This is a genomic window from Sutcliffiella rhizosphaerae (assembly GCF_917563925.1).
GTDB lineage: Bacteria > Bacillota > Bacilli > Bacillales > Bacillaceae_I > Sutcliffiella_A > Sutcliffiella_A rhizosphaerae.
Window position 1 is genome coordinate 25,892 of record NZ_CAKJTJ010000025.1, and the last position, 25,206, is coordinate 51,097.

22 protein-coding genes and 2 pseudogenes are annotated in these 25,206 nt (G+C 35.5%); 22 read left to right on the plus strand and 2 right to left on the minus strand.

Features of this window, described 5'->3' with window-relative positions; translation table 11 throughout:
• The first annotated feature begins 255 nt into the window (after positions 1 to 255).
• The 17 genes from LRP81_RS17335 (at position 256) to LRP81_RS17410 (ending at position 13,244) form a co-directional block, all read left to right on the plus strand.
• Positions 256 to 744: a small multi-drug export protein gene (locus LRP81_RS17335; protein ID WP_230503455.1), complete on the plus strand. Its 489-nt coding sequence runs from the start codon at positions 256 to 258 to the stop codon at positions 742 to 744.
• A 230-nt stretch (positions 745 to 974) separates the two neighbouring features.
• A complete protein-coding gene (locus LRP81_RS17340; RefSeq protein WP_230503457.1) occupies positions 975 to 1,292 on the plus strand; it encodes a hypothetical protein in 318 nt (105 codons plus the stop codon).
• A 27-nt stretch (positions 1,293 to 1,319) separates the two neighbouring features.
• The gene (locus tag LRP81_RS17345) at positions 1,320 to 1,703 is read left to right on the plus strand and encodes a VOC family protein (RefSeq protein ID WP_230503460.1); all 384 of its coding nucleotides are present in this window, start codon (positions 1,320 to 1,322) and stop codon (positions 1,701 to 1,703) included.
• A 552-nt stretch (positions 1,704 to 2,255) separates the two neighbouring features.
• Positions 2,256 to 3,152, plus strand: a complete 897-nt coding sequence (locus tag LRP81_RS17350; protein WP_230503462.1) for a macrolide 2'-phosphotransferase — start codon at positions 2,256 to 2,258, stop codon at positions 3,150 to 3,152.
• A gap of 352 nt (positions 3,153 to 3,504) precedes the next feature.
• On the plus strand, positions 3,505 to 5,517 hold the full coding sequence (locus LRP81_RS17355; protein ID WP_399207993.1) for a S9 family peptidase: 2,013 nt from the start codon (positions 3,505 to 3,507) through the stop codon (positions 5,515 to 5,517).
• Between the two features lie 285 nt (positions 5,518 to 5,802).
• Positions 5,803 to 6,048 carry a hypothetical protein gene (locus LRP81_RS17360; RefSeq protein ID WP_230503505.1) on the plus strand — a complete coding sequence of 82 codons (246 nt, stop codon included), beginning with the start codon at positions 5,803 to 5,805 and terminating at the stop codon, positions 6,046 to 6,048.
• Positions 5,957 to 6,265, plus strand: a complete 309-nt coding sequence (locus tag LRP81_RS17365) for a DinB family protein (protein WP_230503466.1) — start codon at positions 5,957 to 5,959, stop codon at positions 6,263 to 6,265. The genes LRP81_RS17360 and LRP81_RS17365 overlap by 92 nt, the downstream gene beginning before the upstream one ends.
• Before the next feature lie 78 nt (positions 6,266 to 6,343).
• Complete coding sequence (locus tag LRP81_RS17370; RefSeq protein WP_230503468.1) at positions 6,344 to 6,886, plus strand: alpha/beta fold hydrolase; 543 nt, start codon at positions 6,344 to 6,346, stop codon at positions 6,884 to 6,886.
• A gap of 328 nt (positions 6,887 to 7,214) precedes the next feature.
• Positions 7,215 to 7,595 carry a methyltransferase domain-containing protein gene (locus tag LRP81_RS17375; RefSeq protein ID WP_253073871.1) on the plus strand — a complete coding sequence of 127 codons (381 nt, stop codon included), beginning with the start codon at positions 7,215 to 7,217 and terminating at the stop codon, positions 7,593 to 7,595.
• A 3-nt stretch (positions 7,596 to 7,598) separates the two neighbouring features.
• Positions 7,599 to 7,730, plus strand: coding sequence for a hypothetical protein (locus tag LRP81_RS23250; RefSeq protein ID WP_263458263.1), 132 nt, complete (start codon positions 7,599 to 7,601; stop codon positions 7,728 to 7,730).
• A gap of 252 nt (positions 7,731 to 7,982) precedes the next feature.
• Positions 7,983 to 8,492, plus strand: a complete 510-nt coding sequence (locus LRP81_RS17380; RefSeq protein WP_230503470.1) for a GNAT family N-acetyltransferase — start codon at positions 7,983 to 7,985, stop codon at positions 8,490 to 8,492.
• Positions 8,493 to 8,711: 219 nt separating this feature from the next.
• A complete protein-coding gene (locus tag LRP81_RS17385; RefSeq protein ID WP_230503472.1) occupies positions 8,712 to 9,269 on the plus strand; it encodes a GNAT family N-acetyltransferase in 558 nt (185 codons plus the stop codon).
• 77 nt (positions 9,270 to 9,346) lie between these two features.
• The gene (locus LRP81_RS17390; protein WP_230503474.1) at positions 9,347 to 9,706 is read left to right on the plus strand and encodes a YciI family protein; all 360 of its coding nucleotides are present in this window, start codon (positions 9,347 to 9,349) and stop codon (positions 9,704 to 9,706) included.
• Positions 9,707 to 9,924: 218 nt separating this feature from the next.
• On the plus strand, positions 9,925 to 10,527 hold the full coding sequence (locus LRP81_RS17395) for a DJ-1/PfpI family protein (RefSeq protein WP_230503476.1): 603 nt from the start codon (positions 9,925 to 9,927) through the stop codon (positions 10,525 to 10,527).
• Positions 10,528 to 10,848: 321 nt separating this feature from the next.
• Positions 10,849 to 11,775 (plus strand): serine hydrolase domain-containing protein, encoded by a 927-nt coding sequence (locus LRP81_RS17400; RefSeq protein WP_230503478.1) that lies wholly within the window; start codon positions 10,849 to 10,851, stop codon positions 11,773 to 11,775.
• Between the two features lie 91 nt (positions 11,776 to 11,866).
• The gene (locus LRP81_RS17405; protein ID WP_230503480.1) at positions 11,867 to 12,487 is read left to right on the plus strand and encodes a nucleotidyltransferase domain-containing protein; all 621 of its coding nucleotides are present in this window, start codon (positions 11,867 to 11,869) and stop codon (positions 12,485 to 12,487) included.
• A gap of 307 nt (positions 12,488 to 12,794) precedes the next feature.
• Positions 12,795 to 13,244: a GNAT family N-acetyltransferase gene (locus tag LRP81_RS17410; RefSeq protein WP_230503482.1), complete on the plus strand. Its 450-nt coding sequence runs from the start codon at positions 12,795 to 12,797 to the stop codon at positions 13,242 to 13,244.
• Between the two features lie 171 nt (positions 13,245 to 13,415).
• Here the strand turns inward: LRP81_RS17410 and arr are convergent, their stop codons facing one another.
• Both arr and fabF read right to left on the minus strand, forming a co-directional pair.
• Positions 13,416 to 13,832 (minus strand): NAD(+)--rifampin ADP-ribosyltransferase, encoded by a 417-nt coding sequence (gene arr / locus LRP81_RS17415; RefSeq protein WP_230503483.1) that lies wholly within the window; start codon positions 13,830 to 13,832, stop codon positions 13,416 to 13,418.
• A 307-nt stretch (positions 13,833 to 14,139) separates the two neighbouring features.
• Positions 14,140 to 15,374, minus strand: a pseudogene (gene fabF, locus LRP81_RS17420) (beta-ketoacyl-ACP synthase II).
• Positions 15,375 to 15,498: 124 nt separating this feature from the next.
• Between fabF and LRP81_RS17425 the strand changes: the two are divergent.
• The 5 genes and pseudogenes from LRP81_RS17425 (at position 15,499) to LRP81_RS17445 (ending at position 24,839) form a co-directional block, all read left to right on the plus strand.
• Positions 15,499 to 16,356: pseudogene (locus LRP81_RS17425) on the plus strand (helix-turn-helix transcriptional regulator).
• Between the two features lie 419 nt (positions 16,357 to 16,775).
• Positions 16,776 to 17,480 carry a metallophosphoesterase family protein gene (locus LRP81_RS17430; RefSeq protein ID WP_230503485.1) on the plus strand — a complete coding sequence of 235 codons (705 nt, stop codon included), beginning with the start codon at positions 16,776 to 16,778 and terminating at the stop codon, positions 17,478 to 17,480.
• 535 nt (positions 17,481 to 18,015) lie between these two features.
• Positions 18,016 to 18,573: a cysteine hydrolase family protein gene (locus LRP81_RS17435; protein ID WP_230503487.1), complete on the plus strand. Its 558-nt coding sequence runs from the start codon at positions 18,016 to 18,018 to the stop codon at positions 18,571 to 18,573.
• Positions 18,574 to 18,856: 283 nt separating this feature from the next.
• On the plus strand, positions 18,857 to 19,537 hold the full coding sequence (locus LRP81_RS17440; RefSeq protein ID WP_230503489.1) for a TIGR03943 family putative permease subunit: 681 nt from the start codon (positions 18,857 to 18,859) through the stop codon (positions 19,535 to 19,537).
• A gap of 946 nt (positions 19,538 to 20,483) precedes the next feature.
• Complete coding sequence (locus tag LRP81_RS17445) at positions 20,484 to 24,839, plus strand: metallophosphoesterase (RefSeq protein ID WP_230503491.1); 4,356 nt, start codon at positions 20,484 to 20,486, stop codon at positions 24,837 to 24,839.
• The last annotated feature ends 367 nt before the right edge of the window (positions 24,840 to 25,206 follow it).

Genomic DNA, 25,206 nt, shown 5'->3' on the forward strand with positions numbered 1-25,206 from the left:
TACAAAAAAGAATAGTGTCCTTTTTTGTTTGTATTTACTAATAAATAAGAATACACATTACTTTTATCCCTAAATCTATAAAGGGAGACTACATATAAAAAATTATTATCATAACCGATATAAACTATGATTATGACATTTCGCGACATCAAACGGATTGTTCACGACATAACTACAGATTCATCATCTTTTTAATTATATGATATGAGCATAACAAACATCTTTAAAAACAATCATAATAGGGGGCTATTCATCATGTTGCAAGACTTTATTTTATACTTAACTGAAGTAAATACGATTATCAAACACCTAGGAATATTATTAATTGGAGCTGTTCCATTTCTGGAAGCTTTTGTGGGAGCAGCTCTTGGAGCATTTCTAGGCATCCCACTTATAACGGCTGCAATCAGTAGTATGATAGGAAATTGGATCTCCATAATGCTAATTATTCTTCCCTTCGATGCTATTCTCAGCAAAGTTCGAGAGAGAAAAGCTAACAAAGAAGGTGGATTTATTCAAAATCGAGCAAATAAAGCAAAAGAAATGTATAATAAATACGGCGTACCCGGTCTAGCGATCCTTACACCATTGGTTGCTTCAGGACACATTGCAGCCTTTACTTCCATTGCCGCTGGTGCGAATAAAAAGAAAGTTATTTTTTGGCATACCGTGAGCATTATTATTTGGGGAGTGCTTGGTGCAGCTTTTGGCCATTATATTGGATTGGATTATACTATTGGTTAATTTCTCAAAATTTGTTTCTTAACTTGTTAATAATAACCAACCGATTAAAAGGAGCTTATCCGATAAGGAAAGCTCCTTTTTCTATTCTATAAATTGAAGCAGAGCATGAAAACAAGAATAGACTAATCATTCTGTTCAAGAAATGATCACAATAATAAACTATTTTTCAGCTATAATTATTGTAAGTTTTACACCATGGTAGATAATAAAGTAAAAAGAGGAGAATGAATTTGCGAAAATTATTCATCTATTTATTTGGAATTTTACTTGTAATCTCAGTCATTGTATCTATTGTTCCTGTCACCATTTCACCCTCTAATGACACTCGAGTTATTTTAGAGCATAATTACAATACTTTTATAGCTCCACAATGCTTTGAACAAGCAGATGTGACAAACTTTCTTGAAGAAGCTACTTTAGGAAAAGCAACTGAGCTAGGTTATAATGAAGAGTCTATGTGTACAAAAGAGGCGTTTAAACCTCTTCAGAAACCAATTATTGTAAAAGCACTAATAAAAATGAATCTAATTAGTTCCCCATGGGATTAATATTTCAATTTAGGAGGAAAACATTTTATGAAAATAATTGTTACTAGCATCTTTGTAGATGATCAAGAGAAGGCGCTAAATTTTTATTCAGAAAAGCTTGGGTTTATAAAAAAAGAGGATGTTCCCACAGGGGAATATAGATGGATAACACTCGTTTCTCCTGATAACCAAAATGGAACAGAGCTTTTACTAGAACCAAATGCCCATCCAGCAGCAATGGAATATCAACGGAAGATTTTTTCGGAGGGGATACCGGCAACAATGTTTGGAGTAATAGACTTACATAAACACTATCAGCAGCTCATTGAAAAAGGAGTAAAATTCACTATGGAACCGACACAGATGGGTGCATTCACAATAGCTGTATTGGACGATACTTGTGGAAATCTTATTCAATTAATTGAAAAATAGGATACTTGGGTACTTAATCATTGGTATTCTCAATACACGAACGAAGCATTTCTGCAGGAGATGCTTTTTTCTATTTATTAAATATATTATATTACTTGGTGATAAAGTGTCCGTTGATAATGTCTTTGAATTTCAAAATGATTCTAGAACTATACCTTAAGTTTTATCATTGACATTAACATAAAAGTGAAATATAGTATGCTTACATTATTGGAAGGAGGGTTATTAAAAAATGATGCCATCAGGAAGACTACGCCAGCAATCTTTGAACAATGGATAACTTAATAAGTTCAAAGGCTCTGTTTTCATAAAACAGAGTAAACGGGAGTAGTCTGCACATTTTTAATAATTCTCAATCGGGAAAGTATTCGTTTTTTTATTTGAAAAAAGGCAGATTTACCATTGTCTTTTTTGCGTACATCATTTTTTTCTCATACAATGGACATTTTATAGCTTCCTTTACTCTTAACCCCAAACAGCAGCCCTGTCTGGGTTTTTTTATGATTACATTCCAATTGTTACAATAAAGGGAGAGAATTGGAGGAAATAATAATGAATACACTTATTCTTAAACAATTAGCAAATAGTAAAGGTTTGGATATTATCGAACACACAATAAAAATTAATGAGTCTGGTGTTGACTTTAAAGTGGCATATGCAAAAGATTATAACGACGATAAATGGATACTGAGAGTTCCACGTAGACCAGAATCTATGAGACATGCCCTGCAAGAGAAAAAAGCGTTAGATATTATGAAACATCATGCACGTTTTGAAGTGCCCGATTGGTCAATCTTTTCGGAAGACTTAATTGCTTATAAGCAATTAAGTGGAGTTCCTGCTGCTACCATTGATGTTGAGCAACAAGGGTATGTCTGGAGTTTTGAAGAAACCAATGTACCAGCTGAATATTATTACTCACTAGGAAAAGCTCTAGCAAATTTACATTCATTTCCTCAACAAGCATTTTCCAATATCGGTGTGGAAATTCTTCGTGCAAATGAATTAAGAGCTTCTTTAAACCAACGAATGGAGCGTGTGAAAGAACGATATGATGTGAATCACAACCTATGGGAGCGCTGGCAAACATGGCTATCTGACGAAGCACTTTGGCCATCCTATGTAGGGGTAAAACATGGTGACTTACATCCTGGTCACATCCTTATTGATAAGAGGAGTCATGTTACCGGAATCATTGATTGGACAGAAATAGGGATAGGTGATATATCTGTCGATTTCTTGTCCCATCAGCTTCTCTTTGGAAAAGAAGGACTATCAAAGTTAATCGACGCATATGACAACGCTGGTGGAAAGACTTGGTCAAGAATGGATGAGCATATCGTTGAGCTTTTAACCACAAGTGCTATCACAGTAGCTGAATACGCTGAGATCTCAGGATTAAAAGAAATGCACTATACTGCTTCACATATGCTTTCAAGTGAAATGTAATGAAAGAAGTTGGTCGTTAAGATAGCTTAACGACTAACCTGATTGTGGTTTTGAAAACCCCTGGCTATGCCGGGGTTCTAAAGAGCTTCAAGCGTGGTATAAAAAAACCTCACTTCAACAAAGTTAGTAATGATTGGAAACAACTTTATTGGAAATTACTTGGAGGCGTGGAGATTTGCTTACTAAACAACCTGCTTCATTCTTTGAAGGCACCAAATCAAGGATTTGTGGCTGTAGAGTTATATAAAACATGAATGGTAGAAGGAATTGCTTTTAGTTTATAGAAATATGTAAAAGAGTGATTTTCAGTACTTTGCAAGGAGTTATTACAGCTTACAAGGAGGATAACGTGATTAAAAAGAATTCAAATTATTTAACCATCGAAGAAGTGATATCCATACCAGAATTTCAGGATACGTCTATCAGTGAAGATGGACAGCGAGTCGCGTATGTAAGAAAAACACCGGATTGGGACAACAATACATATCGTCAACACGTTTGGGTTTATGATGGAAACATTGACAAAAGTTATCCCTTAACCATTGGAAAAAATGAAAGCCTCCACCCGCGTTGGTCTCCAGACTCTCAAAATCTCGCATATTTGAGCCCGGTCGGAGAAGGTAATGAGAGGAAAAAACAAATATTCATTCAAACGAGCCAGGACATGGGAGCCATCCAAATTTCCCACGAGGAGCAAAGTGTTGAGAACTTTAAATGGGCTCCAGATGGAAAAGGTATCTTTTTCACTGCCAACCGGCCGGAAACTGAAAAAATGAAACTACGCAAAAAATTGTATGGTGAATTCACCAATATCGATCAGGATTTTCATTTTAACACCTTATATTATCTGGATATTGAAAAAGGGAAACAAAAAACAAACACACTGTACAATCTCCCTAAGGATTTATATGAAAAGAACGCAACTCAAGATAACCAAAAAGACCAAAAACATAATGAGATAAGCATTCCCATAATAGATTCGATGGACCTCCAAATTCAAAACTATGACGTTTCACCGAATGGTAAAACAGTCGTTTTTATTACCACTCCAACACCTAGAATGATTGATCTGCTTAAAAAAGAAATCTACATTTTAGACCTGAATTCAAAGGAAATCGAGAAGTTGGAAACCACTTCCCATCATGCACAGAACGTTATGTTTTCTCACGATGGTTCAAAGATATGCTATGGTCGATATGTAAAGGAAAAGATGTTTTTTAACAACATCGAATTGGAGATCTATGATCTAAAAAGCAAAAGGGTTACTCAACCAATTTTGGATATAGATGAGAATGTCATTCCTGTTCGTTGGATAGAGGAAGGCATTTTGGTCATTTGGCAAGAGAAAACGAATTACAGAATGGGAATTCTTTCTGAGGATGGAAAAATGACACCACTTGTTGGTTCGAACGATACAGTAGCCATACATCCATCAATTACGTCTGACGGAAAAAACGTTGCTTATATCAAAGCCACATCACAAGAAGCACCGGAGATTTATCTTAACGACAGGTGTGTGACGGAGCTGTACAAGTATTACGAAGGAAAAGTAAAGAGCCAAAAGGAAATCATCCATTGGACAACGAAAGATGGTTTGAAAATTGAGGGGATATTGTCAAAGCCAATTGATTATGATTCGTCCAGAACCTATCCGCTGATTGTTGTTGTTCATGGCGGTCCAATTGGTACATCTCTTGCCATTCCGACCATGAACAAATATCAGCCAATCGAACAATTTGTGGAAAAAGGATTTATAGTTCTGGAACCTAACTACAGGGGAAGCGCTGGGTATGGTGAAGCATTTCGTAAAGCTAATTACCGCCAATTAGGATTAGGTGACTATGAAGACATAGTTTCAGGGATGGATGTCCTTATTGAAAAAGGGATGGTAAGTTCAGAAAATGTAGGGATTGTGGGTTGGAGTCAAGGAGGATATATTTCAGCTTTTTGTGCCACTTATAGCAACCGCTTTAAGGCCATATCTGTTGGAGCAGGTATCTCGAACTGGATGACTTATTATGTCAATACAGATATCACCCACTTCACACGGTTTTATTTAGGAAAAACCCCTTGGGAAGACGAGGAAATATATCGAAAGACATCTCCTATGACGTACATCAATAATGCCTCAACACCAACCCTGATTCAACACGGTGAAAAAGATTCCCGCGTTCCCGTTCCGAATGCATATGAGCTTTATCGCGGATTAAAAGATGTAGGTGTAGAAACGAAATTAGTGATTTTCAAGGGAATGGAGCATGGTTCTGATAAACCTGGAATCCATAGGGTCATTCTCAAACAAAACCTGGACTGGTTTTCACATTACATTTTAGGGGAACCTGCAGACGAAAGCCGTAGCTACTAATATTAGTTCTAATAAAAATGTAGGTACTTTTGTGTCATTTTTATTGACATAATAGTACTTACTTTTATGCGAATTGACATAAAAGGAAAAAACTATAGAATTATGGAACTTTTTCATTTCTAAAGTATTTGAACAATTATACCCATTTGCTAGCGTACAGATGTTTTATATTAAAGGGAGATAATTGCTAAAGTTAAGCAAAGGCTAAATAACAGAAGAAATTATACTCTTTTCAACCATATGCAATAATCAATAATAGAATCTTAAAGAGGGTGTGGGAAAGTAATGAAAGAAGAAGGTATTTTTGAACAGTATGATTTTTATAGGGAAACAACCATCGAACTACTTGATTCTGTTGTCTCGGAAGAGCAAGCTGATGTGATTCCGCAATTCTCTGCGTTGGAACTTAGGACATATCCTTGTAGCACAGGAGGGAGTATTGCATTACTTTGGGATGAATCTACTCGGAGAAATTTCTACAAGAATACAGAAAGCTTTCGAATCTGGAACAAGTCCAAAGGAATGGTCTAGCACACCGCTTACTTTGAAAGAAATACGTGAATTACTAATAGAACAAAAGGGACGAATCAGAAAGACATTTTCTGGAATATTAGGAGAGCCGGCTGCCAATGTTTTTGAGTTTAGGGATAAAAAGTTGAAGATGATAGGAGATCTATTCATATTCACCATCTGGCATGAAGGGTTGCATCAAGGTGTCATCAATGGTATGAAACGAACTATAAAATAATTATCCCTAAGGATTTAATACCATCAATTGTTGTTCCTAATTTCAATAAATCATAGCATGTAGAAAGGCGCGAACAAAATGAAGAAGAATGTGTTATTTATTCATAGTGCGGGAGTCCAGGGTCTACACCAAGGAAGTAGCGATCTGATAACATATTTAAAAGAATCACTCGGTGATGAATACAGCTTTATATGTCCCAAAATGCCTAATCTTGATTTTATGCTCTGGGAAGATCTACTTGTAAGAGAATTTGCTGCGTTAGACGGTGAGGTACTTCTAATTAGTCATTCTTTGGGAGGCTCAGTTTTGGTAAAATATCTTTCCGAGAAAACGATCAATTGTTCCATTTCCGGATTATTTTTGATTGCAGCACCATTTTGGGGAAAAGACGACGATTGGCAAGTTAATGAGTACATTCTACGAGAAAATTTTCCTACAACACTTCCCCATATATCGCAGGTATTTCTTTATCACAGTCGTAACGATAAAGTAGTACCATTTGCACACCTTGGACACTACAAACAAACGCTTCCAATGGCAAAAACTCATATACTCGATGACGATGGACATTATTTCAATAATGGATTGCCTAAACTAGTCGCAGATATTAAAGAACTATAAATCATTGTTTTGTTAGGTTGAACGCTTATCAAAGAGTGATGAAGAAATGATAAAAAACAGGATAGAATAAGTGCCTTGTATTTTGTATGCGAATAGACATACATGATCGGTGAGGGACGTTTATTATGGCTGATGAAATTTTTGAGAATACCAGACTGGCAGAAATATATGACCTATTTGACCCTGACCGTTCCGATTTAGAGGCTTACGAGTGGATGGTGAATGAATTTAGGGCATGTTCCGTACTTGATATTGGATGTGGAACAGGCACTCTCGCGTGCCGACTAGCAGATAAGGGCATCGAGGTTATTGGGCTTGACCCGGCTCTGTGGCTAAAACGAAACATGGTTCTGATCGTGTCAGATGGATCCATGGTACTGCATTGGACCTTCCACCATTGAAGGTTGATTTAGTGACAATGACAGCCAACGTTGCTCAAGTATTTTTAACTGAAGAGGAGTGGGAAGAAACACTACTTGCAATTAGAAGTGTATTACATCCAGGTGGACGGTTGGTGTTTGAAACACGGATACCTGAGGCACGAGCGTGGCTGAAGTGGAATAAGGAGAATACGTATAAACAGATTAATGTACCTAACACTGGTATTGTCAAAGGTTGGGTTGATGTTACTGACGTCCAAGGCTCATTGGTGTCTTTTAGATGGACTTATATTTTCGAAAGCGATGGAGCTGTAATTACATCAGACTAAACGTTGAGGTTTAGCAGTCTAAAGGAAATTAACAAGTCTCTTAAAGATGTTGGACTATCTGTGGAGGAAGTAAGAGAAGCCCCTGACCGTCCAGGACGAGAATACGTTTTTATTGCAAGCTACTCTCCAGTCTAATTTATAAAGCTTTTGTGATTCTATTACGAACGATTGAATAAAGATACTGGAAAAAATATAAGTTTCAGTATCTTTGTGCTATTTTCAAATATACTTAAAGGATTGAAATAATCTTAAGTACTTTCTTCTTGAGAGGAAAACAATTGAAAAAGTAGGAAAGTGACGATTGAAATAAAAGTCCCTACTAACTTTTATAAAAATGAAAAATAATCATAAAGAACTTAAATTAACTCATATTAATAGGAGGTTAAAATGCAAATTAAATCACAAAGACTAAATTTTCGTAAATATAATGATGGTGATTTTGATTATCTTTTTTCTTTATTATCTGATCCAGAAACCGTTAGATATATTGGTGAAGGACAGACAAGAGACAGAGTGGGAACGCAACAATTTCTTGAAAGGATTTATCATACATATAACGTAGGTAAAGATATGGGGTTAATGGTTTTACAAGATAAAGATAATAATCAGCCAATAGGACATGCTGGTTTAGTCCCACAGACAATTAATGGAGTTGATGAAATTGAAATTGGGTATTGGATTTCTCGCGAACATTGGGGTAAGGGCTATGCGACAGAGGCAGCAACAGCACTAAGAGATTATGGATGTAAAAATCTAGGTAAAGAAAGATATATTTCCCTAATTCAGCCAGAAAATATGGCTTCAATAAAAGTTGCGGGTAAATTAGGAATGAGTTTAGAAAAAGAAATTGAATTAAGAGGTCAGAAAGTACAAATATATTCAACTTATATTGTTTAACACTACTTGGACTAACCAATGCGTTAGTCCAAGTAGTGTTAAGTAATTTTAAGATTAGCAATAAATTAGTTATTCTATTAAAAGGCGCTTATCTGTTAAAGGGTAAGCTTTTTTTGTGAAAATCCATTGAGTAATTAGTCATTTTTTGAAATAATTGGTATTAAGCAATCAAGTAGTACAACGAAATAAGACGGTAAATCAATGAAAAGGGTGTTTAGTATGAGCAAGCAACTGTTTTTCCCTGAAATAGAGACTAACAGATTAAATTTAAGAAATGTAAACGATACCGATTCTGATTTTATCTTTAAACTTTTCAGTAATGAAAAGATATGTGAATATCTTTATGATGATGAGATATTTACGAAAAAAGAGGATGCAATCGAATTTATTGCGTGGAATAGAGATCCAGAAGAAAAAGGATATAATAGATGGGTTATAGAGGGAAAAGAGCGCAAAGAAAAAATGGGTACATGTGGTTTTCATTTATGGGACAGAACCAATGATATAGCAGAAATAGGTTATGATTTGTGGTATGAATTTTGGGGATGCGGTTATATGAAAGAGGCATTGAGTGCAGCTATAGATAGTGGCTTTAGAAATATGAAACTAAATAGGATAAATACATATGTAGCTTTAGAGAATAAAAAGTCGTCAAATACATTAGAAAGTTTAGGTTTCGTAAATAAAGGGATATATCGAGACAAACATTTGTTTAAAGGCAAATACTATGATCACATTTCGTATTCACTTCTAAAGAGAGATTGGACCAAGCAATAGTTCTCCAATCATATGGAGCGGTAGCTGCAATAATGTGCATTTTTACTAACCTACTATAATTTAGAGGAGAACAGTCTATGAGGTACTTAATATTGTTAACTCCATCAATAAATTGGAGAGATGGTGTAGTCTTACATAATCAGCCGTTTATGCCAGAACATGCTGTGTATGTTCAAACCGGATTTAATAAAGGAAATATAGTTTTAGCGGGACCATTTGCAGGTTCGACTGGAGGAGCAATAATTATTGATTCTGCAAACGAAAACGATGTAATAAATTTTGCTGAAAATGACCCTACTGTAAAAAATGGAATCTTCCGTTATGAAATAAAACAATGGGATTATAAAATGAGCAAGTTTGAAAATGAAAGTCCAGATTTTGATCAGGAATATATTGATTACAAACATAAGGTTCAAAAAGAATTAGGGATTATTTAGGATTGTTCCTAGACAAAATAAACAGGTGCTAGCATTTATAGAATAGCTGCCAAATTAGATGGTGATTCCGAGGAACTTATCTTCATAGAAATGACACCATCTTATGACCATAGGAGTTAGAATCGTGCAAATGGAGAACAAATAGCATAATGTAATGGTAGTGAAGTGTCATATTCTATGATAATAAAAGATATTATCCTTGTGGAGGTGATATTGGAGTGAAAGGGAGGAAAGTAGGTTTTTTACTATATGATTATGTAGATATTTTAGATTTTACCGGTCCAGCCGAAGTGTTATCACTTACTGCCAATAATAAAGCAGAGCAAGCCATTACTCTTTACAAAAAGCATTTGTTACCTACTAGGCCTTTTAAGATATTTACAATCTCAGAAACAGGAAAGCAAATAATAACACATTCCAGGATAAAAGTAGTACCTGATTTTAGTATTGAGAATAGTCCTGAATTAGATATTCTAATAATTCCGGGTGGCCCTTTAAGGGCAGTACAAACTATGGTTAAAAACAAAAAAATCCAGGAATGGATTATTAAACATAAAAATATTGAATATATATGTTCAGTTTGTATTGGAGCTATTATTTTAGCTGAAACTGGATTGTTAGATGGGAAGAAGACAACCACGCACCATTTGGCTTTAAAAATGTTACAAGAAAAATACCCTGATATAAGAGTAGTATCAGACAACAAGGTTGTACATAATAGTAACTTCATTTCTTCTGGTGGAGTTTCTTCAGGAATCAATATGGCATTATATCTTGTTGAGCAAATTATGGGAAAATCTACTGCTGAAAGAACAGCCTAAACTATTGAATTTGCACAATAATGGAAATTGAATGGGTGCTTTTGCGATTGCATTAAATAAAATTTATTTAATCGTTCTTCTACATACTGGCGCGATTCTTGAACAAGGATCAGCACCCATTTTTTTATTTTAGGGCCAGATATTTGGAATGGGAAAATCAAAACTGGCTTGTTATTTACCAAATGATACTGCTACCCATGTTAATTAACAATATGATTTGCGGAACTATCCTTAATTCTATATATAAGAAGGATTATTAAATCGATTAGCGAATATATGTTCTGTGCGGAATTTTGAAAGACTCTTTGGAGGGAACATATTATGGAATTGACTTTCAAAAATTGTAATGAGGAGTTTGCAACGTTATTTACTTATGTACAGAACGCAAAAGATAGATTCGGTTCATCAGCTGCTTCTATTATAGTTATTCAAGACAATAAAATCATTGCCGAATGGTATGATGGATCCCACCATTTCAAAAGTGGTGCTTTACAGGTAACACAAGATTCATTATTTAATATATATTCCACAAGAAAAACCTACGTTTGTCTTGCATTGGCAACTGCTATTATTGATGGTGGAATTTCCATAGACACTCCTATTCATAAAATAGTAGATGATATACCAAGAGACATGTTAGGAGAAACTACTATTCAAGATCTATTAACAGCAACAGGACCAAAATATTTTGGTTCTGAAAAAGTCGAAAGGGAAGGATTACAAGGAAAAGTAATTGAGGCAATTACAGGTAATAACATTGCACAACTCCTAACTGAAAAGGTTTTAAAACCTCTAAAATTTACTCAAACAGAATGGATAACTTCGCCTAAAGAAAACTTGGTATGTGACTATACATCTTCTAACGGTTATGCTTCAGTAAGGATAGAGTCAAATGAAGGTCACGAACGCAACTTATATACTAATACGAGAGATCTTGCTTATTGGGGATATCTACATCTAAATAAAGGGTACATCAATGAGGTACAAATATTGCCTAGAGAGATTTTTGATTTGACTGAAACGTTGAGAAAGGAAAATACTGAAAAACGAATACTAGGTTGGTATCACAAAAAAGATTGGTATTATGCAACAGGTGCAGCTGGATGTCACTGTGTGGTTTTTCCGGAATTTAATGCAGTGGGAGTCAGAATGTTTAACAGATATACAAAAAATTATAAAGAAGATCAAATTGCTTTTAACAGCACATTATTAAATTGTTTAAAAGAAGAGTCCCTAGTAAACATTTAATACCTTTCATATTGTACGTATGGTGTGATTATGAAATAATTGATAATAAGAGAAAAGAAGTAAGGTGTAGTTGAAATAATGTGGTGAAATATTGTCTGATAATGAAGAGATGTTGTGGAAACCACTTTCTATTACTGAAATTAAAAATGTTTTTAGCGCCATTCCTATACAATGGTGGATTGCTGGTGGATGGGCTATAGATATATATTTACAGAAAATCACAAGAGCTCACGATGATATAGACTCAGTTATTTTAAGAACTGATCATTTAATTCTTCACCAATATCTGAATAGTGAATGGGAACTGTTTATAGCCTATAAAGGTCAATTAGTACCTTGGAACAAAAACGAACAGCTAAACCCTCATTTCGATGATATATGGGTAAAGAAAAAGGGAGAATCAACATGGGCTTTCCAAGTAATGTTATTGGATACAGAGGGAATGGATTGGATTTACAAAAGAAAGAACACAATAAGGAAATCCATAAAAGATATTGGATTGAAATCTTTATCTGGCATTCCATTTTTAAAGCCTGAAATACAACTACTTTATAAAGGTGGAAGTTCAGTTATCCGAGAGAAAGATGTTTATGATTTGAAAAATATATTACCTAATTTGAATGCTAATAAACGCCTTTGGTTAAAAGAGTCATTAAATATACAAAACCCAAATGGACATAAATGGATAGAAATGATAGATTCATATTTTTAAATAGTTTTAGGAAGTGATAATTTGACAATAAAGACACGTTACTGAATGTTAATGCCACCTTTCTTTCTAGCAATGTTATTATCTTTTTATTACCTACCAAATCCTAATAAAGGATTTTCATTAATTATCCCACTTATTTTTTGGATAGTATTGTGGACCTGGAACTTTATTGGGGATAAGAAAACAAAAGCAACTTGAACGATAAATTCACACTAACTGGGTGCGTTCCGAAATAAAAACAGGTAAAGCTTAATTATTATACATAATTTCAATTTAGAAGTGACCTAACAATAAAAGGGGTAGAAAAATGTTAATTAGAGAATTTAAAGAGGAAGATAACTTACATATTATTGAACTTTCAAAAAGGTTCAGTGACATTAACTTTATGAATTATAGGGATAAAAACTCGATGGAAAAAAAGCAAGTTGAGTTAGCAGAAGCGGCTATTGAAAAAAACAGGTCAAATATTTTTGTGGCCGAGGAAAATGGGGATTTTCTAGGTTATATAGAGCTTGCATTACAGGAAGATTATTTCACAGGGGAAAAGCAGGGCTACATTTCTTCTATAGCAGTTATGCCGAAAGGTGAAGGAAAAGGTATTGGAAAGGAATTAATGAAAAAGGCAGAAGAGTGGACATCGGAACAAGGGTTAAATGTATTAGTGTTAGAAGTTTTTAAGAATAATCAAAGAGCTGTAGGTTTTTATGAAACACTGGGTTATCAGCAGGAAATTGTTAAAATGACAAAAGAAATCTAAGAAAAGATATCTTTTTCATAAAAATCCTATTTAGTTATGGGTTCAAGCTAGGACTAACAAGGTATTGACGAACTTTGACCATATTGGTTTACTTCAATAGCTGAAACCCAAGACCAATTGTATACGCTACGCAATTGGTCTTGAGTTTCATACCTTTTAAGGTTTTAAAGATTAATCGTATATGACATTCTTACCTTGTTCACTTAACTTTTGTAAAGATTTTAGCATATGATTTATTTCTTCGTCGGAATGTCTTTCCCATGAACTTAATTCGGCTATTATTTTCAAAGGAGTTTCAGATCTATAAGAGCGTGTTGGGTTTCCTGGAAATCTTTTGTCCGTTAAGTTCGGATCATTTTCAAAATCACCTAATGGTTCTACAATATAAATTCTTTCTTTTGATTCGGATCTTGCAAGTTCAGCACCCCATTTAGCAGCATCTAAAGTTGCAGTAAAATATATATAGTTCGATTTTTTATCTTGGTAGTTTGATAAATAATTTGGCTTTAATAAATCACCAATCTTTAATTCTGCTTTCGTACCATGAAAGAAAGGACCTTTATCTAAGACAACTTTATTGTTGTTCATACTAATACACCTCTTTTATTTTTATATTTCATATAAGAGTATAGTATCCTTATTATAAAAAGAACAGTCTATAAATAAGTATTAAATAGCGGTATAATGTAAGTAGAGAGAAAGATAATTTCGTTTTAATCAGCAATCAACGGACCTGATTGTTGTGATATTATTGGCGGACATTAGTTTTAAAAGGTGATATTAATTATTCTGGAGCGATTCTAAAACATGAATCAGCCCCAGTTTTTATTTTGACTAAGTTGAAAATCTAACCGATTACTCTAGAAGCAGTTAGATTTACGGTAGAAAAGTTTATTCACTCGTATTTCTTTAAAACAATAGCTGCATTATGACCTCCAAAACCAAATGAGTTAGAAAGACCCGTACTTATTTTTACTTGTCTAGCAACAGATGGTACGTAATCTAAATCACATAATGGATCAGGATTTTCTAAATTAATTGTTGGAGGAACTATTCCTTCCTTTAAACTCAATGCTAGAGCAATTGCTTCAACTCCACCAGCTGCCCCTAACATATGACCAAACATAGATTTATTAGCTGTTACTGGAATCTGATACGCCTGTTTTCCAAACAACTGTTTAATAGCCATCGTTTCAGAGATGTCTCCCACTTTTGTACTTGTTGCATGGGCACTTATAACATCAATCTCTTCAGTTGATAAATTAGCATTCTTTAAAGCTGATCTCATTGCTAAATAGGCACCTGTTCCTTCCGGATGTGTAGCAACGATATGGTGTGCGTCTGAACTTGCACCATATCCAATAACTTCTGCATAAATTTTTGCGTCTCTACGTAAAGCATGAGATAAAGATTCTAAGATTAATATTCCAGCTCCTTCTGACATGACAAATCCATCTCGATTTTCATCGAATGGACGACTAGCTTTATTAGGTACATCGTTTCTTGTTGAAAGAGCTGTAGCATTACCAAAGCTTGCGATTGATAGATCTGTTATTGCAGCCTCTGTCCCACCGGCAAATACTACGTCAGCTTCTCCATAACGAATTAATTTAAAGGCTTCTCCAATAGCAGTATTCCCAATAGCACAAGCTGAAACAGGAGACATTGAAGGCCCCATCGCGTTCCACTTGATACTAATTTGTGCTGTAGCAGCATTAGAAATCATAGCAGGTACTAGAGCAGGACTGACTCTTCTAGGACCCTTCTGCCTAAGCAAATCAATATTCTCAATAAAGGTTTCGATTCCACCTATACCTGAACCTACGTATACACCAAATCTTTCTTCATCTATACTATTGAGGTCTAACTCTGAATCTGTCCAAGCTTGTTCAGCTGCAGCCAAAGCAAATTGGGAAAAGCGATCTAGGCGTCTAGCTTCATTCTTTCCTAAAACTTCTTCTACATCAAAATTTTTGACTATACCTGCAATTTTTGTTTTATGATTAGTAACATCAAATGTATCAATAGTGGATATACCTGATTTCCCGTTAATCAGATTGTTCCAAAATGATTGGAGGTTGTTTCCTATGGCGACACTAACCCCATACCAGTAATCACAACTCTTTCCACTTTTCATTCCTCCAAATCAATAATATACTTGTATTCTACACCCATTTTATCCTATTACAAGGGATAGTTTATCCTGGTATAAAAACTACTAGATTAGATTCATACAATGAGGAGTTTAAAAAAAGTGAACGAAAAAACTAGACTTGAAGCTTTATCGACATTCTTAAAAACTAAGCGAGCTCAAATAAAGCCAGAATCTATTGGTTTGGCAGCAGGATCTCGTAGAAGGACACCTGGGTTACGAAGAGAAGAGGTTGCACAATTAGCAGGTGTAAGTACAACTTGGTATACATGGCTAGAGCAAGGAAGAGATATAAAAGTGTCATCAATCGTACTTGATTGTATTTCTGTAGCACTACAATTAAAAAATGATGAAAGAGACTACTTATATAATCTAGCATTAGAGACCAAATCAGAAATTCCACATCAAAAGAAGGATCAATTAGAGCTAAATCCTTCCTTAAAGCGAATACTTGCTGAATTAACTTATTGCCCGACTATCATTACGGATCGACATTGCCATATTGTAGGATGGAATCCTGCAGCTGCTCATGTTTTTTTAGATTTTGAAAAAATACCGAATGACTAAAGAAATTTGATTCGTTTAGTGTTCACTAGAAAAGAATTAAAAGCTTTAGCTGTCAATTGGGAACATTTTGCGAAAGGTTTTCTTGCAATTTTCCGTACATATTATGGACACTACTTAGGCGATGAATGGTACAACCAATTTATTAATGAAATGAGTCATTCATACTCAGAATTCCAAGAATTGTGGCAAGAAAGTCATGTAAGTAAGGCTCCAGAAATGATAATTGAATTCAGACATGCTAAAGCAGGCAAAATGTTATTTAATTTGACTTATCTTCAAGTTCAAGGTGATATGGATTTACGGTGTAGTATCTATACACCAGTAGAGGAGACAGATACAGAAAAAAAATTAGAGCGATTAATGAAAAAGATATCCGCTGAAGATAATAAATAACTTTCCCAACATCATACTGATTACTGAAGGATTATTTCCTTATGTAAAAAGAAATAACTTTTCTGTTGATTAATAAATGAAAGTCTTAAAGATATAAAGAAGGAGGATGGAATGATGAATGATTATGGGACAGTACATAGAACAACCAATCGTTAATTAATAACTTATTTTTTTCCATATAATCCAGAATGTGTTTTTTGAGTCATTAAGAACCATTGCAATTTCACACATGCTCCCCTTTGCAACAGGGGAGATGGATCCGAAAAAATTGGTATCAAGAAATAGAGAGGGGTTGGGGAAAAGTAATAAGTATTTATTAATTAGGGGTTCAGATATTGGAAGAATATACGAAACGTTTTTAAAGTAAATTTGTATATTAGTGAAAAGTAATACATTCACTATGGGGGAGGAATGTTCAAATGCGTGTAGCTGCTATTTATGATATTCATGGAAATTATTCAGCATTAAAGGCTGTTTTAGAAGAAATTAAAAGAACGAATGTTGAGCGAGTTATTGTTGGTGGTGATTTAGTTTGGGGACCCGAACCACGACAAGTTATGGATCTTTTAATGGATTATAAAGATGAATATATTTTCATTAAAGGCAACGCTGATCGTGAAGTTTCTTATCGTTATGGAAAAGAAAAGGGATTGGATGACCTAACGGCAGAGTTAAACCACTGGTGTGCGGATCAATTAACAGAAGAACAGATAAAATTTCTGAAGAGTTTTCCTGAAGAAACATCCTTGAATATTGATGGGTTGGGTGAAATCTTATTTGTACACGGATCTCCACGCAGTGATGAAGAAGCAATTCGAATAAATACTCCAGATAATGAAGTTCGACCAATGATTGAAAATGTAACTCAAGATATTATTATTTGCGGTCATACACATATTCAATTTGATCGCATTGTTGATGATAAACGTCTCATCAATGCAGGAAGTGTGGGATTACAGAGCCGAGCCAACGGTGCTTGTTGGGTTTTATTAGGTCCTGATGTTGAATTAAAGGTCACTACTTATGATACCAAAGAGGCTACTGAAAGAATTCTCAAGTCTAATGCTCCTTATAAAGAGGATTTTGCTGAACATTATCTAAATCCACCTAATGAGGGGCCTTAATCAATTAAATTGACTTCATGAAAACAATTTTCAACAATCCGGAGCGATTCTTAAACAAGGCACACTTCTATATTTAATAAAATAATGACACAAAAGCGCTACTCAAAACTCACTCTAAAAATGCCATTATAATAGCTTCTTTTGTAGTAAGCTTTTGTGTCAAAAAAGTAGGTACTTTGTTGTCAACCGTCAATCATCTAGTGACGAGTGATACAAAAGTTCTTAAAAGGTTGAAATAATCAGTGCTTTCTTTTTAAGAGTAAAACAAAAAAAGATTATGCATTTTATGATTGATGTAACAGCACCTACTAACATGAAAAAATGATAAAATGACTTAAATTCTTAACAAAAGGAATTTGTAACTATGTTAAAATTAGATTACCGAAAAATTATTAAAAATGATTTATAGGTAATTTAAGTTTAGGGGGTAATTAGTATGATAAACAGAAGAAATGTTACCATGAAAGATTATAAGGGGTTAACGTCTAACTAATTATTTTTATAGCGTTTTCCCACACTTGAAAGGGGAAAAAACTTGAATCAAACATTATTAATCATTGATGCACAACAAGAACTAATTGAAGGAAATCTAGGAGCAAGTCCGATTTACAATAAAGTGCAACTTATCAAGAATATCAATAAAGTGATTGAAAAAGCAAAAGAAGCAGGTGTTCCAGTTGTGTTTGTAAGAGATCTGGATGTTGCTGAAGGAAACGGAAATGGATTTCATATTCACAATGAAATCAATGTACCCACTAAAGCAAAGGTTTTCGATAAATCTGCAACGAATTCTTTTTATGGGACAGGTCTTCTAGAATATTTAAAATCAAAACATATTGAACATATAGTGATTATGGGCTGTGAAACACAGCACTGTATAGATAGTGCTGTCAGAACAGCAACTATAAATGGATTTGATGCAACATTAGTTGGTGATGGACATTCAACATTGGGCAATGATGTTTTAAGTAAAGAACAAATCATACTACATCATAACACTACACTTCACGGTCATTATAATGTTGATAACTTTTCTATTGTTAGAAAATCAGAGGAAGATTTGTTTTGTCCAACTCACAATTCATATAGGTAATTGAATATTAAAAGCGGTACATCAATGTGCCGCTTTTAATATTGGATATATTTACATAGGTGTTAAAAATGCAGGAGGATGTATTCAATAGCTGAAGTTAATGAGAATCCAGCTTGAGGAATCAAAGGATGGCGACTGCCAGAGTCAAGAAAGAGAAACGATTGAAGAAGAGAAAATAAATCATTTGCAGATCTTTTTGAAGAAAACAGCCTGAATTGGAAGGAATTCAAATAATGGATGATAGTTTAATCAGTCCTCAGTTGATGCTGAAAGGAATGTTGAAATGAATAAAAAAGCTGTAGTAATTATTGCTGTTCTTTTGGGAATAGCAATTAGCGGTGTCTTCGTCTTTTATCTCTTAAATAAAGAAGAAGTAACAAGCAGACCTGATACAGAAAACGCCGATTTGAAAAGGGCAGAGGAATATCTAGCAGACCCGGAAGGCTACATGGAGAGCCTGGAAGAAAAGCATGAGGACGACCATGATGAGGAAGGGGATCTTCATGACCATGACCACTCACATGGACCTGAAAAACCGGAAGAGTTTTATGAAAATATCAAAAGTGAATTGCTGAAGGAGAACATGATCGTTATCCCGGATAAAGAATACATTCATTACTTGGATACAATTGGATTGTTCCCAGAAGACTTTTCGGGAAAGGAAATAGAATATACAGGATTTATTTATCGTGAGCCCTCATTTAATAAAGACGAGGTCGTGATAGGTAGATATACCTGCTGCGAAAAAGAGAAAGACGGGGAAAGAGAGATTATTGGACTGCTTTCAACTGCTTCAAACGCCTCGGAATATGAGGAAAATGACTGGGTCAAAGTGAAAGGATTGCTGGAAACAACGGATTATGGTGGTAATAGCATCCCATTCCTGCGAATAAAAGAATTGGAGCTGATCCACCCTCCGGAAGATCCGTATGTGTATGAGGAAGATGAGGAACATGACCATTGATTTTATAGAAGAAGGCGCACACTTTATAAGTAAAGCGCCTTTTTAGAAATGGTCTTCCACGATGGGTGTCAATTGTTGACGGTTGAATACAATATAGTAGGATAATTTTTAAAATGGATATTCTCCTATAGCACTTTGTTTACTATTTATAGCAAACAAAATAACCTTTAGATTATAAAAACAGAAAAATAATCTGTTACTTCAACCCAAAGACGGTTCTTTGCACATAAGTGAACTTCTGTAATTCTTTTATGTTAAAAGTATTTTGGAAAACAGAAAATCAATTACTTGAAAAAATTCCTTTTTCTCTAATTGTTCGTGTTATACCCCAAAATGCAAAACGATATATAATTATTAATATATAAATAAATTCAAAAATAGAAAAGTACTGGTTATTAGCACTTATTTAGGTAAAGAATTGGGGGAGTATGGGATGGAAAAGTTGCATAAATTACACGAACCTTAGAAGGAGATCAAACCCGTTTACCCAAAAAAGAAATCAATTGATTTACCTAGGGCAATGTGAATGGACTGCATGTAAATGGGCTAAAGTATGAAACTTAAGCAGCACTTTTCCGATAAAGGAGAAGTGCGGCTTATTTTTTTTTACTAAATATGTTTATTTTAAGTAAAGCATCTTCCTTTTAGTGAAGCTTTTAAGTATTTCACTAAAGATCTCGAAGTGGTGAAAACTGAAAGCCATATTAGGCCCACATGAATGAAATGAAGTGGCTACTCATTTGTTTGAATTCATGAATCACCTTTTAGGGAGCTTTAAGCTGAAATAGAAAAGGAACCAGGATTTAACTTAAAAATAAATACTTAATAGAATATTAATATTAAAACATATCAGAGTTTACAAACTAGAGGGATGATAGGGGGGTCATTATAAAATATTTGTGATAATAGGAAGGAGAATTTGAAAGTGGGCAGAGGGAAGAAATCATTGTCAAAATTAATCTCAGTATTTTTAGTAGTGCTTATAGCTGTTTCTGGACTTGTAACGCCTATGACAACATTAGCAGTAGCACCTGCGAAAACTCCGTCGCAAATTTCAATGAGTATTGGAGGTGGAGCAGAAGAGGGTAAAACTGCGATGAGTTTTAATTGGCTCATGGGTCCTGAAGTGGGTTCTGCGGAAATTATTTATGGAACATCACCTAGCCTTGACGATGGTGTGACAAAAATTGCAACAAAGTCTATACCAAAAGAAGAGGATATTGTTTCGACTAGAAGCACGCCGGTTCAATTTACACCGATTACTTCTTTTAATGCAGTGATTCAAGATCTTATCCCTGAAACAAACTATTATTATAAAGTTGGTAATGTTGAAGATGGATATAGTGCTATTGCTAGTTTTACAGCGCCTGCAGATCCTGATGCAAACAAGCCATTTTCATTTGTTATTTCGCCAGATACACAGGGAACATCTGTTAGTTCGTTTGAAAACACAAAAAAGTTATACGACCATATAAAAGAGAATGAATCAGATACAGCATTTCTTCTTCATACGGGTGATGTTGTTGAGGATGGACATTTTTCAGATCAATGGCAGATGTTTTTTGATGCAGCTCAAAATCTTTCAGATACCCTGCCATTTATGGTTACCCCAGGGAACCATGATGGTGCATCTTATGACAGAGATTTAGTGCAGTATCGAGCAAGATTAAACCATACTTCTTTAAATAAACCAGAAGGGCTAACTCCAGCGGCAGATGGAACCGTATATTCCTATGAATATGGAGATGCTCTGTTTATTTCCCTTAACTCTTATGCTTCTAAAGAAGACGATACCATCCAATGGGACTTTTTAGAAAAGGAAGTTAAAAATACTTCTAAAGTGTGGAAAATTGCATATTTTCATGTTCCACCTTATAACCCCGGACATAGTCATTACAATATCGATAATTTGACAGGTAAAAAACTTACCGATGCCGGTATCGATCTTGTTTTAAATGGTCATGAACATGGATATCATAGAAACACTTTAAAAACTACTTCTACAGCGTCAGGTACAGGAAGCTTTGAGAATGTAACATTCGGGGAAGCGCCAACCTACGTCATTGGAGGATCTGTTTATAATTATGGGTACAGCTTAAACGGTACAAAAGACACTTCCTGGAGTGATTTCCATTACGACCTTCGCAAAAACAAGACGGGTACTGGTGGTGGGTCTATCCATTCTCCGGGAGTATATAGTAAGGTAAATGTTACAAGCAACGCGATAACTTATACAGCTTACTATAAAGCGACAGGCGCTGAGGGGCCTTTCCAAGTTATTGATACATTTACCTTTACCAAATCTGGAGATGAATTAAGTCAACCGATAGGTGGAGGTAAAGAACCTACTTCTGTAACCTTCTTGTACGATTCATTTAATCAAGAGGAAGGAAAGTATATTGCACGTTTTAACTGGGTAACGCCACCAACAACGAAAACAACACAGCTCTATTATGCAAAAAAGACAGACTTTGAAAGTAATGGTGGCATGTTTACAAATATGGTTGTAGGAACAAATAATACAGTAGATCTTTCTAGCGCCCTTGAAAATGCGAATTATACTGGTGCTGGAACGGATTACTCTGTTGAGCCTGTACAAAGCCATAAAGTGGAAACAACTGTACTTGAGCCTGATACGGAGTATGTCTATTCCGTTGGTGATGGAGCAATGAATGTTACAGACGTTAAGTCGCCGGCTAGCTTTACAACACCTGAAAGCGATGTTGATACATTTAACTTTAACTGGGTTACTGATGTACATGCATCTCCCGGCTCGAACCATAATGGGAAAGCACTAGAACAAGCATTTACTGATTTCCCAGATGCTTCCTTCATCCTAAGCTCAGGCGACCAGATTTCCTATGGATTTGATACTGTACAATGGGATGCTTTTTTTGAAGGGAATGCTGATAAGTTCGCCCGTGTGCCCCTGTATCTAGGGACCGGAAATCATGAGTACGACGGTGCAGGTAACAAATGGGCCCCGAATAACAGCTGGGATTCGATAGACCCAACCTTGCAAAACCTTTTGGGACGTTATAACCCGCCTAAAAACGGAGCATCCTTTTACGGTGGCGGCGATGGTACGGAAAGAATGGTATCGGGATTGGACATAAAGCAATTTGAGTCAAGCAACTACTATTTTGTCTACGGTGATACACTTTTCATGATGTTGGACTATCAGGATCAAAGCAGCTCTTCTCAAAGAAAAGCACAACAGGACTGGATGAAATCTGTTGTTAAACAAAACCCAACAAAATGGACTGTAGCAGTTATACACAAGTCACTTTTCGGATATCGGATGGCAAATCCTGTTGAATCTTGGACAACCGCTTTTGATGAAGCGGGAGTCGATGTGGTGCTTATGGGACATGATCACATCTATGTCCGCACAAAGCTATATGCAAATGGTGCAAACATTGATCCGCAAACTTATGGTAACGGAACTACTTATATCACTAATTATTCTGGAAATAGGGACAGACGAGGACCTAGATTCGTAAGTGATAACAGGGACGCCTCAAAAATGGCATATGTAGATGTACGACCAATCGGGGAAGGTTTTTCCAATATTTCCATTTCACCAGATGAAATCAGAATCACTAGCAAAGGCTTAGATACTGATGGAAACCTGGTCAATGGTGACAAAGACGTACTTGTTACAAACACACCACGTACTCCTAATTTAGCAGATTGGAATTATCCTGCAGTACCAAAAGAAGTTAATGAGTTGACGATAACGAAAGTTGAACTTAGTGGAATTGCTAAAGAGGGTCAAACATTGAATTCATCGGTGACTCCATCAGGCGCTACCGCGGATTTCAGATGGGAGAGCTCAGCGGACGGTACAACATGGACAACGATTGAGGGGGAGACAGAATCCTCCTATACAATCAAAGAAGAAGATGTTGGTCTGTATTTGCGCAGCGTTGCAACGGGAAATGGTTTCTATAACGGTGGAGCAACAAGTGCAGCTACAGATAAGGTGACACCAATTGGTGGCGATACACAGACTATAAAAGTTGGAACAGCAAGTGAATTGGTTGCATTATCTGAAGGGTTTGGCACATCAGCCTATCCAATTGATGGCAAATATGAGCTATCAGCAAATATTGATATGCAAGATGTGACATTCTCAGTAATTGGCGGCGGTACCAAGCCAACTCCATTTTTAGGCACATTCAATGGAAATGGGTATACAATTAGCAATTTGAAAATGGAGAGTGCAAATGGTAGCACTGGTTTCTTTTCTTATGTAGGCACTAACGGTATCATAGAAAACCTTAAGCTGATAAATGCAGATATTGTCGGTCAAGGTAGCACAGGTGCAATTGCTGGAACTTCTACAGGTACAATTGAAAACACGTATGTGAATGGAAAAATAACAGGTGGAAGCAACACAGGCGGTATTGTAGGTACGCTTCATGCAGGTACACTACAAAATTCTACTGTTAACGCAGAGGTATATGGGAACCCTGTTGGAGGATTAATAGGCGGGACGAATTGGAATGGTTCAGGTTCACCTCTTATCACCAAAGATACAACAACAGGAAATGTAATTCAAAATAACCTGATAATGGCTACAGTCTCAGGGCCAGCAGGCGGTAATTATATTGGTGCAGTTGTTGGTGATATGGGCGGTTCTTCTGGTAGCCTTCTCCAAAACTTTACTGGCAATGCTGTAACCAATGAAGTAAGTGGAGCTGCACCTGGATCTGGTAAAATAGCAGGCTATTGGTCAGGCAGCAGACCAATTATTGACGCAAATCAAAACAACTACTATAACAGTGACAAGTTAAGCACAGATGATTTACCATCGGGAGTTGCTACTACATTTACTGGAGTGACTACTACTGATTTTGCACAAAAAGCTACATTCGAAAAATTAGGATGGGACTTTAATAACGTTTGGGATTGGGATGAAACTAACAATGTCCCTGTTAATAAAGTGTTTAATGTGGACGAAGATGAAGATAACGTAGAACCAATTATTCCAGAAAAGGTTTATAACTATAAAAACTATAAAACTGGGAAACTAATGATTCACGATCAAAGTGTGTCGGTTACAATTGATGCAGCATCGGACATTAAAAATGGCATTGTGTTCACTGGGGCATATGCGGAATTTTATGGTGAAGGTTTTGCGAATCAAACCGTAACCATTAAACCGAAAAATGACCATGCAGTTGTAGTGGATTTTAAAGGGACACAAGTAAAAGAAGTCATTATTGAAGGAAGTAAAGTTGAAGTTCGTGGAGATGAAAATGTACAGGTTCTAACAAAAGGTAAAAAAGCGAGGTAGATTTTAGGAACCTCTTTTCACAGCAAACAAAAAAATGAAGGCAGTCAATTAATACCGGACTGTCTTCTTTTTGCGTTATTATACGACGATAAGCCCCTATTTTATTTTCTTGCGCTATGATTTTTTGATTATTGGAATGGCCACCTGTTGGGACGATACGGATTAAAGAATAAGAGATGGTTGCGGAATTATCTATCCAGTTAGATATGGCCATCAATTATTATCGTTAATGTTAGTTTTGGCTACATGCGGTCAAGGCACTACCACAGGAGTACAAGGTGAAACTGGAGTAGAAAACAAATAAAAAGACATACTTATGTGACCATTATACTAGACTGTTAAAAAAGGTAACTTTGAAATAGTAGAG

Bases quoted from the DNA above. Each gene is read 5' to 3' on its own strand.
- LRP81_RS17335 (WP_230503455.1), top strand. From the start codon at position 256: ATGTTGCAAGACTTTATTTTATACTTAACTGAAGTAAATACGATTATC.
- LRP81_RS17410 (WP_230503482.1), top strand. From the start codon at position 12,795: ATGTTAATTAGAGAATTTAAAGAGGAAGATAACTTACATATTATTGAA.
- LRP81_RS17440 (WP_230503489.1), top strand. From the start codon at position 18,857: ATGAATAAAAAAGCTGTAGTAATTATTGCTGTTCTTTTGGGAATAGCA.
- LRP81_RS17370 (WP_230503468.1), top strand. From the start codon at position 6,344: ATGAAGAAGAATGTGTTATTTATTCATAGTGCGGGAGTCCAGGGTCTA.
- LRP81_RS17350 (WP_230503462.1), top strand. From the start codon at position 2,256: ATGAATACACTTATTCTTAAACAATTAGCAAATAGTAAAGGTTTGGAT.
- LRP81_RS17385 (WP_230503472.1), top strand. From the start codon at position 8,712: ATGAGCAAGCAACTGTTTTTCCCTGAAATAGAGACTAACAGATTAAAT.
- LRP81_RS17360 (WP_230503505.1), top strand. From the start codon at position 5,803: ATGAAAGAAGAAGGTATTTTTGAACAGTATGATTTTTATAGGGAAACA.
- LRP81_RS17400 (WP_230503478.1), top strand. From the start codon at position 10,849: ATGGAATTGACTTTCAAAAATTGTAATGAGGAGTTTGCAACGTTATTT.
- arr (WP_230503483.1), bottom strand. From the start codon at position 13,832: ATGAACAACAATAAAGTTGTCTTAGATAAAGGTCCTTTCTTTCATGGT.
- LRP81_RS17380 (WP_230503470.1), top strand. From the start codon at position 7,983: ATGCAAATTAAATCACAAAGACTAAATTTTCGTAAATATAATGATGGT.
- LRP81_RS17390 (WP_230503474.1), top strand. From the start codon at position 9,347: ATGAGGTACTTAATATTGTTAACTCCATCAATAAATTGGAGAGATGGT.
- LRP81_RS17430 (WP_230503485.1), top strand. From the start codon at position 16,776: ATGCGTGTAGCTGCTATTTATGATATTCATGGAAATTATTCAGCATTA.
- LRP81_RS17345 (WP_230503460.1), top strand. From the start codon at position 1,320: ATGAAAATAATTGTTACTAGCATCTTTGTAGATGATCAAGAGAAGGCG.